Consider the following 12,093-nt stretch of genomic DNA (forward strand, 5'->3'; position numbering starts at 1 on the left):
AGATTTTGAACAAAAAGATTAAATATATGGGGATTGCGGCTGCAACATTGTTGACTGTCGCACCAATTGCCACACCAGTTTTCAATTCTGCAACAGAGATTACTGCTAAAGCAGATACAGTAAATGACAGTGTTAAGGCAGGTACAAGTGCTACTGATACTAAGACTGATGATGTTACAGACACTAATACAAGTACAGATACAGAAAGCTCAACAAGTACTGATACAAAGGCAGATACTGATAATTCAACAAGTGTTGATACAAAGGCAAACACAGATGATTCAACCAATACTGTTGTAAATGCAACAGCTACTGCAACAACTTCTGATGAGAAAGCCACTGACAGCAAAACTACAACTTCAAATCAAACCGTATATAAAGTTGATAATGTAGATTACGATGAAGGCGGATATAATTCAGGTGTTATATCTGGTTCTTTACCAGCTATGAAAGATGGTAAAGAAATTGAAATCACTTATAGAGTCGAATTTGATGGCAATTCTAATGGAGATGTATATGGTAATAATGAAAAAGCAATAATGCCGTATTTCGAAGGCTATTCCGTAAACCAGGAATTCGTGACTTTTGGAATTCAAAGAGATCCAAACACAAATGAAGTTACTGGAATAACCCTTCCAAATGGAATTCCAGTTTACACTAAGAACGGTAAAGAGACATCAACTACGCCAGAGTCAAATGAAATTGTTGATGTTTCACCAATGTTTCCAAATAGTGAAGGACAAGAGAAACTTTCTAATTCTACTGACATAACCCCTAAACAGAAGGCCGATGGTCAAAAGTGGGAAAGTCAAATGAAGAGTAGCTTTAGACTTACTAAAGATATGTCTCTAATTACTAATGATGATGGTACTATGTTTTATATACACGGTTCAGATGGATGGCTTTATTTTGGAGCTAAGAATCTTACACCACAATCTGATGTTTTTGAATATTTTAGTTCCGATGATCATAATAAAGATGAGTTTTTCATGAATTTTAATGATAACAAGGATAGAAGTGATCTTTTCTTTGATAATGAACACTACATTGTATTTGCTACAGCAACGGCAAATGATGGTTCTGTAAAAAGAAATCTATTTCCATCTGAAGTTAATCAATTTTTGGAAGAAAAGGGTGGTAAAGGCGTAACTTTCCATTTTGGTGTTCATTATGCTGCTAATCTAGAAAATGATAATGCTTCTACGGATGATAATGAACATAATGCAAGCGGTGGCTTCGATTCGGACCGATTCTTGAAAGACAACTCAAAACAGGTAGCTTCTAAAGATGTGGTTGTATTGCCACCAGATGCTGATTCAAGCAACACAACAAATACTGGTTCAAACACGAATACAGGAAATACAGCAAATACCGGTTCAAACACTAATACAAGTACTTCAACAACTACTGATGAAAACAAGAATAACGATAAGACAACAACACCAGCTACATCATATAGCTCAGTATATACACCAACAACAGGTACTCAATTATACAACGATAATGGCACATTGATTACAAACGTTAGTCTTGGAAAGAACACGGCATGGAAGGTTGACCAGAAGAAGGTTGTTAAAGGTGTAACTTATCTACGTGTTGCCACAAACGAATGGGTTAAAGTTGACAATGGTTTGGAAATAAAATTAATCGATTCTGTTATAACAACTAATAAGCAAACAACTTTGTACAACAGCAAGGGTGAGAAGATTACTAATCGTGTATTAGGTGCTGATACTGCATGGAGAACTGACAGAACAGCTCAAATCAATGGTCAAACAATGTACCGTGTTGCTACAAATGAATGGGTTTCTGCAAGTAATGTTCAATAATTTTATTCAGAATATTTTTGATAAAACTCTGGGGAGCAAATAATCAGAATAAAAAATAATCACATTTTTAATGATTTTTAGAAATATAATCGTAGGAAACCTTGGATTGTCATATCGTGTCATGACCATGTGCTAATCTTACGTAGTAAATAAAATTGTTAGGGAGGATAAGATTTTGAATAAAAAAATTAAATATATGGGGATTACAATTGCAGCATTGTTGTTAACAGCTGGTCCAGTTATTGCACCTATCGAAACAACTAATGTACATGCAGCCACTAGCCCAGAAAGCGATTATGTAAAACCTGATGCTAGTTATACGGATAATGGTGATGGAACTTATACTTTACATGGAGTTATTCATGGAAGTATCCTAACGAGTGGGGAAAATGCTCATCCAACTGGTAATGGTTTAACCGTATCGCTTGATGGTATAAAGGTAAGTTCTACGGGTACAGTCAATCTTGCTGCACCTGAGTTTGATGGCTACAAGCCACTTTATAATGATTATGAAGTGGATCTTGAAGACAATGGGGATGTATACTTTGCTGGCCTAATGTACCAACCAACTAATGCAACAACCATCAATGAAAATAAAAAATCAGGACAGCCTTATTCAACGACAATTACTCTCACAAAACCAGCGATTACATGTGATGATACAGGATTGCCAAATTCAATTCCTGGAACAACTAAGTTTGTAACATTACCTGCCGGTTCTTCATGGAAGGTAGACCGTAAAATGTATAATTATGAAGAAACATATTATCGTGTAGGTACTAACACTTGGGTTGATAGTAGAGACGGGAACGAGGAGTCTCATTTAGGCGTTGTAACTACTAAAAATCAATCAGCTTTGTTTACAAAAGATGGTACAAAAATTGCTAACCGTGTCTTAGGCGCAAACACAGCTTGGTTAACTGATCAAACTGCAACTATTAACGGTCAAACAATGTATCGTGTCGCCACTAATGAATGGCTTGCATCAAGAGATGTTAAATAACTATTCTAAATAGAAATTAAATGTTAAAAAAAAATCCCACTTTATACAATTATTTTCGTATAAGGTGGGATTTTGACATATAGTGACACTGGCAAGTCATATACTGTTAAGTGGAATCAGATGATTCCAAATATTTCCTCCGTATTTACTTAGGAGTACGTGATAAACCCCTTTATCCGTAGCTAAACAAAAAGTCCAGAAGCGTTTGCTTCTGGGCTTTTTTTGCTGTTTTTAATTATTCTCAATTAATATTCTAGCAACGGCTCTAGCGGAAAAAGGATTTTGTCCGGTGATAAGTTGACCATCTTGGATAGCAAATTCTTTGTAGGCACGTTTCTTTTGAAAGTTCACATATTCATTGGTTCCATAAAGATGCTTGTGGAATGGCACATCTTTTCTTTTACCAGCTAAAATATTCTCAGCGGTCGTGAAGCCAGTAATTTTTTTATCGGAGATCAAGTAATTGCCGTCATCATCTTTAACGTTGAGTAAGCCAGCAATGCCGTGACAGACAGAAGTTACGAAGCCGCCTTGTTGATAAATTTTCCTAGTAATACTTTGCAATTCGGGATTGGTAGGGAATTCCCCCATAACCCAGTGTCCGCCAGTATAATAAATAGATTGATAATCTTCGGGATGAACTTCTGATGGTTTTAGCGAGTTGGTTAAAGCTCGTTGTTGAAAATCAGAACTACTGTAAATCGCCATAGTGGATTTGTCGGTATATTTGAAACTGCGAGGATCAAGAGGAACGAATGCGCCTTTGTTTGTAACGTAATCGAAATCAAATCCAGCTTTAGTCACTTCATCAACGAATTCGGTGGCTTCACCTAACCAGAGTCCGGTAGCCTGGTCAGTGCCTTTATATTCAATTGTATTTGTTAAAACAACTAGAACTTTTTTCATGATTTACTCCTTATCACGTTGTGGCATTAAAGCGGATAATCCTTGATGTTTGAGAGAGAACAGCAAAGCTCCCCAGGCATTAGTTGTATGTTGAATTTCTTTACCTTCAGCAATACGCAACATTTGTTGTTGGTAGAAACTTAAACCAATCAATGATCCTACTTTTTTATCCAATTTTTTTGAACCAGTAGTTAAATGATGTAGTTTTTTACCAATTAAATTACCCCATTTTAATTGGTTAGGCAAGTCAGGTACCATAACTAGAGGACGGGCTAATCCGATAAAGTCAGTTTCGTTATTTTGAACGGCATTCTCCATACCAGTGGATGTATTGAAACCACCTGTAACAACAATTGGAGTTGAGATAGTCTGTTTTACTTTTTGAGCATAATCGATGAAGAAAGCACCTTTACCGATTCCTTGCATCTTAGGATTTTCGTAATTACCACCAGAAATTTCAATCAAATCAATACCTAGTTGATCCATCTTTTGAATTACTTGAAGTGAATCTTCTTTAGAGAAACCATCTGAACGGAAATCGGATGAATTGATTTTTAAAGCAATAGGGAAGTCACGGCCGACTTTTTCACGAATGCCAGTATAAATTTCAGTTAAGATACGCATTTTATTTCATAACGAGCCACCATATTCACCAGCGGGATTAATCTTATTTGGTGAAAGAAATTGGTTCAAAAGATATCCGTGAGCCGCATGAATTTCGACTCCTGAGAAGCCAGCTTGTTGTGCAATTGCCGCAGCTTCGATGAACTTATTGATAATTTGTTTAATTTCTTCAATGCTTAAAGCTCTAGGTGTATTGAAAGCAAAGCCGTTAGAACCGGTCATGGGAACGGCACTAGGAGCAACTGGTTGTTTACTGATAGTCTTGGGGGATTGTTAAGCGGGATGATTTAATTGCATGAAAATTTTGGTATCATTCGTGGTTCCGGCTAGAGCCCATTTCTTTAATAAATTCAAATCTTGCTGACGATCAACAACAATATTGCCATATTCACCACGAGCATTGCGGTCGATCATAACATTTCCGGTAATAAGAAGACCAGTGCCGCCTTGAGCCCACTTTTGATAAAGGGAGATAAGTTCTTTCGTTGGTTGACAGTTTTTGTCACCTAAGGTTTCGCTTAAAGCAGCCTTAGCAAATCTGTTTTTAATAGTAGTACCATTTTTCAAAGTTAAAGGTGTAAAGATAGTTGTCATAATATTCTCCTAATAATGAGTTTAAACATTTGAACCTATTGAACAAAAAATAAATTTCATCCTACTTGGATGAAATACTATTCTCGAGTGAAACAGTTAAATCTTTGAGCAGTTGAACTGTGTCATCTAATGAAACACGGTATAAACGTTCTTTCCCGACTTTATTTACAGCGATGACACCGGCATCTAGCATTAATTTAAGATGATGGGAGACGGCCGGACGTGATAGGTTAATTTGCTCAGTGATTTGATTGACGGTTAATTCCTTATTTTTACATAGTAGCAAAATTATTTTTTGACGATTCTCATCTTGAAAGATACCAAAGATGGGCATACCTTTTCGAAAAAGGTTCATTGTTTCTTCAGCCATATTGATCTCCTTAATTTTATAGGTTTAAACGTTTAAACCTATAATAACTTTTGCAAAATAAAATGTCAACAAAAAAACAGAGCCTCAGCTCTGTTTTAGTAATTACTATTTGATAGGATGCTTGTCTGTTAGTGCTTTTGTACGAGCATCTAATTTCTTTAATTCTTCAGGATCATTGTGATACTTAATAGCGTCAACAATAATACGTGCTACTTCTTCACAATCTTCTTCGTTAAAGCCTCTTGATGTGATGGCAGGAGTACCTAAACGTAGTCCAGATGTGTACTTAGGAGGTAATGGATCATTAGGAATGGCTTCCTTGTTAGTTGTGATGTGAATTGTATCAAGAAGATTTTGAACTTCCATACCATTCATATCTGTTTCAGTTAGAACCACGTTTAGCAAGTGATTGTCTGTACCACCAGTTAGAACTGATAGGTTGTCAGCATCATTGATAACTTTGGCCATAGCTGCAGCATTTTTCACAACTTGTTCCATGTAATCCTTGAATTGAGGTTGAAGATCTTCACCGAAAGCAACGGCCTTACCAGCAATAACATGTTCTAGTGGGCCACCTTGAGTTCCTGGGAAAATAGCAGAGTTGATCTTTTTGCCTAATTCAGCTTTGGCAAGGATCATACCACCACGAGGACCTCTAAGAGTCTTGTGAGTAGTTGTTGTAACGATATCAGCAACACCAGCTGGATTTGGATGTAAACCAACAGCAACTAATCCAGCAATGTGTGCCATATCGTCCATTAGATAAGCTCCAACGGAGTCAGCAATTTCACGGAATTTGTTGAAGTCGATGATACGACTGTATGCAGAAGCACCAGCAACGATAAGTTTTGGTTTTACTTCTTCAGCGATTCTTTGAACGTCATCATAATCGATGAAACCTTCAGCGTTAACACCATATGAATGGAAGTTATACATTTTACCAGAGAAGTTAACCTTTGAGCCATGTGTCAAGTGACCACCAGCATTAAGATCCATACCTAAAACAGAGTCACCAGGTTTTAGAACTGCTTGGGGAATTTTAATTTATCAAATCGTTGGTGAAGGGACTCCAGTTCTTAATTTTTCGGCGTTGAATAATTTTTTATTCAGAGCAACAGTTGTTTATTCAATTTGATCGATATATTCACAACCTCCGTAGTAACGATGCCCTGGATAACCTTCAGCATATTTGTTTGTTAAAACTGATCCTTGCGCTTTTCTAACATTGTCAGAAACAAGGTTTTCGGAAGCAATCAACTCAATATTTCTATTTTGTCGTTCTTCTTCCTTTTTGATTAGATCGAAAACTTCTTTATCTCCTGTACTATATTGCACTACGACCATCTCCTTAATAATTATTATTAACTACACTTGTACCATCGCTATAGTTAATCTTAACACCATTCTCAACGTTAAAAATATACACATTGAAAGATACTGCTTTATCTGGTTGACCTGATGAAGTCATTGATTCAGCCATCATTTGAACGCCACGTGCAACTAATTCATCATTACGATATATCGGTTTGACCCGGTATCTGATAAAGTTGCTAGGATTTTGCTTTAGGTAGTAGGCAATATCGTTTTCGTGTTTGAGCATTTCTGGTGAATTCAGAGAGCGAGTACCGGTCATCAAGTTCTTAGGATTATTATTCTGTCCAGTTAACTGATAACCAATGAGGTGTGAACGATTATATAGCCAGCCACCCTTGATGCGCTTGTTGTGCCAACCAGTTGGATTAACATAAAGTGCTTCGCGCTTTTGGGTAGGCATTAAGCTTTTGCTTAATAGTGCATCAGCTTGAATTGCACGGTTTAGATTATCTAAATCAGCAAATTCTTGCCAGGGACCATTTGAGACATTTAGTTCGGATTTTGTAAAAGTAGGCGTATTGTTATTAACTTCTATTTCTTGGCTACCATTGTAATTCAGATTGGCCAGACTAGAACTCGAGTAAGTTTTGCTTTTCTCCACTTGCTTCGGGTTATCGCCAGTTCCAATCCCATTGTTCTGGTAGGATTCGTAAACACCTGAACCACCAACCACAATCAGTAGTAATCCTAAAGATACCAGTTTGCGGTGCAGACGTTTTTTAGGCTTGACCATGAATGTTGTAAACAACACGATGGCACCTAATAAAACAAGCAATAACATATACATAAAATCGTTCCCCTTACTATGAAGATTTTAGAAATCTCCATGTATGATTTTATCATATATTTTCAGAAATCTAGAACATTATTTCCAAAATTGCAAAAATTAATTCGGAATTACCTTGATTAATTAGAGAAATTATATTAATTCATGATAAAATTTGCTTAATAAGTATTAATGTGCAAAGTAGGGGGAGAATAATGAATTTAGATGAAAAGTTTCAATACATGGCTACTGGACAACCATATGATGATTTAGATCAATTGTTAGTTGATGCCAGAGCCAAATCAACGGAGTTAACTACTAAAATTAATAATGAAAGTAATGAAGCGAAGAAAGAAGAATTAGTCCGTCAATTGTTTGGTAAAGCAGGTAAAGCACCATTTGTTAATCCTAATTTTCGTTGTGAATTTGGACGTAACATTTTTGTCGGTGATGATTTTTATGCAAACTATGATTGTGTGATTTTGGACGGAGCCAAAGTAACGATTGGAGATAAAGTATTATTCGGACCTAAAGTTGGTTTGTATACCAGCAATCATCTGTTTGATGCTAAAGAGCGTGAGATAGGTGGATGTATTGCTAAACCAATTTCAATAGGTAATCGTACGTGGCTAGCTGCTAATGTAACGGTTCTTCCAGGAGTAACAATTGGAAATGATGTGATTATAGGTGCAGGTAGCGTTGTGACACATGATATTCCTGATAAAGTTATCGCTGCTGGCAATCCTTGTAAGGTTATTCGTCCTATTACTGATGACGATAAAACAGGATTTGTTGGTCATGATTTTATTTGATTGTAAATAAATAGCTCATTCAACCATAAAAGTTGAGTGAGCTATTTTTGTACTATTCAAAAGTTTTTTTCAAGGCGGCAATACGATCATCCAAGGGTGGGTGAGTATCGAAAAGTCCTGAGAAATGTTTCTTTTTAGTTGGATCATCGATATACAGAGAGGCACTTGCATCATCAACTCGACGCATCGGTTTTGTGCTTTCTTTTAATTTTTCCAGGGCATTGATCAATCCTTGAGGATTACGAGTCAATTCAGCGCCGGAAACATCGGCTAAGTATTCACGATTTCTGGAAATAGCCATTTGAACTAAACTAGCAATCAATGGTCCCAAAATAGCGAAGACTAAGCCGACTAGCCAAAGAACAACTCGAATGGCGCCAGAATTATTGTTATCACGATCGTCACGGTCCATAGGAATCCACCAACGATAAGCGTTACCGATAATTGAACAAATCAAAATGGTGGCTGAAGATAAAGCTACGGAAATTGTTGATACTCGAATGTCGTAATTTTTAACATGAGAGATCTCATGAGCTAAAACGCCTTCGAGTTCTTCACGGTTCATCATTTGATAAAGGCCACTGGTAACAGCCACAGCGGCATGTTGGGGATCACGTCCGGTAGCAAAAGCATTGGGACTAGGCGCTTTCATAAGTAAAATCTCATTTCCTTTCCGTTTGATTACCTTTAATCTAGCATATGGAAATGATATTGTAATTAAAGATAATGCCAGCTAAATATAACATATTGAAGATGGACTAAGTGAGATACAGTTTCAAAGCAAAGGACAAATCATCAGTGTATAGACGATAGCAATTACCAATGCAATGACGATACCTGAATAGATATTGTCAAAGAAATAAGCACCGATAAAGCTACCTAAAGCCGCTAGTAACAACAGGAATAGTAAATATTGAAGGTAGAACATACGTTTATAAAGAAAATCAGGGTCATAAGATAAAGGAAGACCTGATTAAAATTTAACCTTAGGTGCAGCTTTTTCAGCATCAGGGATTTGGAGAAAGTGGAGGTTTATTAATCCATGAAATAACCAAAGTGTTAGGATTCCAAGACTATCTCTATATTGAATCTCCAGAAGATAAATTAAGAGATTTTATTGAAGTCCATAACAAACTTTATTTTCAGTATTTGAAAGTTCTTCCATTAGTTGTGAAAATTGTTGATTAGCTTTCAAATCTGGATAACTTTCAGCTAAAGCAAAAACTTGTCTTAAAGCACCAGTCAAAGCGTTATCGGCCTCAACTTTATCTTGGAGTCTTTCGTAATTCATAACATTGTTTCTCATAGCAACAACATTTGCTAGTGTTTCCTTTTCATGTGTAGCGTAACCTTTGACAGTTTCGACCAAGTTAGGAATCAAGTCAGTACGACGTTTTAGTTGATCATTGATTTGAGAACTGAACTCACGAGCACGATTGCGATATTTTACCAAACTATTGTACATACCTGCATAGGCGACAATTATTACTAAAATAATGGCAATTATTATTATTGTTTTCATTTAAATCTCCTTCATTTCTTATTGGCTATATTCTACCATATTGCAATGATTCTAGTGAAAGTAGACATATTGAAAATTTTGACTAAAATATTATTAATTTTTTGAAAAATAATCTATACTTAACAATTAAGGAAGGTATTCAAACAGGTTTTAAGGTGAATATTATGAAAAAAATGTTTTTACCCATTTTAATGCTTTCATCTGCCTTGCTTGGTATTGCACCATCGACTGCATGTGTAGATAGTTCGGTTGATACGAATTACACCGATGAATTTGCTCAAAAAGCTAATAAGATTCTTGATCAAAAAGGTTTTTCCGGTAGTTTATTGGTTGTAAAGAATGGCAAACCGATATTTGAAACTAGTCGAGGATATTCTAATTACGGTACTAATCTTTACAACAATGATGAAACATCGTATGAAATAGATTCGATTCAGAAGAATTTAACGGCGGCAATGGACATGAAATTAGTTCAAGAAAACAAATTGAGCTTGAATGACAAATTGTCACAATTTTATCCCGAAGTTCCAGGTAGTAATAACATAACACTCAGACAGATGATGGCTATGACGTCAGGCTTAATGCTGAAGGGGGACGTCGGACCATACAGAGTCATGTCAGATTCAGAAATTATAAATGCCGATATTAAGAATACAAAATATATCGGTTTATTACACGATAAGTGGAATTATCAAGCTATTAATTTCAATCTACTTTGTGGTATTTTGGAAAAGATGACTGGTAAGACTTATCAACAATTATTCACGGAAACTTATACAGATAAGTTGAATCTTAAACATACAATTTTTGCTTATGATTATTCACCAGATGTTGTTAAAGCAATTGGCTATAACAATCCTAATCCTTTGTCGATCAAGATGGATTATCAAAATATCTTCTATACTAAGAGATACTATGAATATGATGAATTAGGTACTGGACAAGTCTTCATGAGTGTCGGTGATTTGTATAAAGCTGAAGAGTACATCATGAATGGTTCCATGTTGACAAAGAAATCACGTGATGAATTATTTGTTCCCGGAAGTATTAGTACTTATGGTGGTGGTATGTATCATGGTAAAGATGATAACTATGCTAACGGCTGGGGATATGGTTTCCAAGGAGTAGTTCACATCTCTGATGATGGGAAGACTGCAGTTATAGCTTTGGAGAATTACTCTAGAAAAGCAGCCGATGTCAAACCATTTGTTAAACAAATCTATCAAATTGCTAATGATTAGCTTGGTAGTTTAGTAATAGTGTGTTACTATAGGAAGTGCGGGTATAGCCTATTCGCACAAAACTGTTTCATACATTCCAAAGATTTCTATGGAATGGTTTCTGGTCCTACATCTTGATGTAGGGCCTTTTTTTATGCAATAAATAAATTAATTGTTTGATTGATTAAAAAGAGTTACGTTAATATTGACTTATAAAGGAGTGAATGTTGATGTACAAATTAAATGATGGACAAGTAATACCTGAAATAGGTTTTGGAACTTACAAGTTGAATGGACGTAAAGGTGTTCAAAGTATCGTTGCTGCAATTAACAATGGGTATCGAATGTTAGATACAGCCTATAATTATGAAAATGAGGGTGCTGTAGGTCGTGCTATTTCTGAAAGTGGTATTGATCGTGATAAATTAGTTGTGACTTCTAAATTACCTGGTAGATACTATGCTTATGATGATGCGATTGCTGCTTTGCAAGAATCACTTTACCGAGCACATTTAGATTATTTTGATCTTTATTTGTTACATTGGCCTAATCCTAAACGTGGGTAGTATGTTGAAGCTTGGCAAGCTTTAATTGATGCGCAAAAGTTTGGTTTGGTTAAATCGATTGGTGTATGTAATTTCTTGCCCGAACATTTGAATAAATTAAAAGAAGAGACGGGTATTCTACCAACTATTAACCAAATTGAATTGCATCCATATTTTAATCAAGCTGATATGCGTAAATTTGATGAGGATAATGGGATTGTCACAATGGATTGGAGTCCACTTGGCCGTGCCAGTTCAGTGTTGAAGAATCCTGTTTTGATTGAACTAAGTAAGAAATATAATAAGTCAGTTGGCCAAATTATTTTAAGATGGGAACATCAATTGGGAACTGTGCCAATTCCTAAGTCATCATCTCCAATTAGACAAGTAGAGAATATGAATATTTTTGATTTTGAAATATCAAATACTGATATGAATAAAATTAATTCATTGACTAAACCAGATGGGCGTAATAAAGATCAAGATCCCGCTGTTTATGAGGAATTTTAAAATGAGAGTGATATTTGA

The 12,093-nt window shown here is 35.8% G+C and carries 8 protein-coding genes and 4 pseudogenes; 5 read left to right on the forward strand and 7 right to left on the reverse strand.

The genetic code is table 11. From position 1 onward, the window contains the following. The first annotated feature begins 5 nt into the window (after positions 1 to 5). Both ATN92_RS07795 and ATN92_RS07800 read left to right on the forward strand, forming a co-directional pair. Positions 6 to 1,829, forward strand: coding sequence for an SLAP domain-containing protein (locus tag ATN92_RS07795; RefSeq protein WP_056951951.1), 1,824 nt, complete (start codon positions 6 to 8; stop codon positions 1,827 to 1,829). A 175-nt stretch (positions 1,830 to 2,004) separates the two neighbouring features. Then, positions 2,005 to 2,832 carry an SLAP domain-containing protein gene (locus tag ATN92_RS07800; protein WP_056951953.1) on the forward strand — a complete coding sequence of 276 codons (828 nt, stop codon included), beginning with the start codon at positions 2,005 to 2,007 and terminating at the stop codon, positions 2,830 to 2,832. 231 nt (positions 2,833 to 3,063) lie between these two features. On the opposite strand, the gene ATN92_RS07805 is transcribed toward ATN92_RS07800, so the two are convergent. The 5 genes and pseudogenes from ATN92_RS07805 to ATN92_RS07825 form a co-directional block, all read right to left on the reverse strand. Continuing rightward, a complete protein-coding gene (locus ATN92_RS07805; protein ID WP_158106646.1) occupies positions 3,064 to 3,738 on the reverse strand; it encodes a type 1 glutamine amidotransferase domain-containing protein in 675 nt (224 codons plus the stop codon). Positions 3,739 to 3,741: 3 nt separating this feature from the next. Then, positions 3,742 to 4,956, reverse strand: a pseudogene (locus ATN92_RS07810) (NADH:flavin oxidoreductase/NADH oxidase family protein). Between the two features lie 61 nt (positions 4,957 to 5,017). Next, positions 5,018 to 5,326, reverse strand: coding sequence for an ArsR/SmtB family transcription factor (locus ATN92_RS07815; RefSeq protein WP_025084815.1), 309 nt, complete (start codon positions 5,324 to 5,326; stop codon positions 5,018 to 5,020). Between the two features lie 105 nt (positions 5,327 to 5,431). After that, positions 5,432 to 6,670, reverse strand: a pseudogene (gene glyA, locus ATN92_RS07820) (serine hydroxymethyltransferase). Between the two features lie 4 nt (positions 6,671 to 6,674). Further along, positions 6,675 to 7,487, reverse strand: coding sequence for a DNA/RNA non-specific endonuclease (locus ATN92_RS07825; protein ID WP_056951960.1), 813 nt, complete (start codon positions 7,485 to 7,487; stop codon positions 6,675 to 6,677). Between the two features lie 194 nt (positions 7,488 to 7,681). Here ATN92_RS07825 and ATN92_RS07830 point away from each other — a divergent pair, with 194 nt between their 5' ends. After that, positions 7,682 to 8,278 carry a sugar O-acetyltransferase gene (locus tag ATN92_RS07830; protein ID WP_056951962.1) on the forward strand — a complete coding sequence of 199 codons (597 nt, stop codon included), beginning with the start codon at positions 7,682 to 7,684 and terminating at the stop codon, positions 8,276 to 8,278. 52 nt (positions 8,279 to 8,330) lie between these two features. On the opposite strand, the gene ATN92_RS07835 is transcribed toward ATN92_RS07830, so the two are convergent. Then, positions 8,331 to 9,011, reverse strand: a complete 681-nt coding sequence (locus tag ATN92_RS07835) for a M48 family metalloprotease (protein WP_325063711.1) — start codon at positions 9,009 to 9,011, stop codon at positions 8,331 to 8,333. Positions 9,012 to 9,251: 240 nt separating this feature from the next. Next, positions 9,252 to 9,800: pseudogene (locus ATN92_RS07840) on the reverse strand (LemA family protein). Between the two features lie 164 nt (positions 9,801 to 9,964). On the opposite strand from ATN92_RS07840, the gene ATN92_RS07845 reads away from it, so the two are divergent. Both ATN92_RS07845 and ATN92_RS07850 read left to right on the forward strand, forming a co-directional pair. Further along, positions 9,965 to 11,041, forward strand: coding sequence for a serine hydrolase domain-containing protein (locus ATN92_RS07845; protein WP_158106647.1), 1,077 nt, complete (start codon positions 9,965 to 9,967; stop codon positions 11,039 to 11,041). Positions 11,042 to 11,244: 203 nt separating this feature from the next. Beyond that, a pseudogene (locus ATN92_RS07850) lies at positions 11,245 to 12,075 on the forward strand (aldo/keto reductase). Positions 12,076 to 12,093: the final 18 nt, after the last annotated feature.

The organism is Companilactobacillus bobalius (assembly GCF_009764355.1).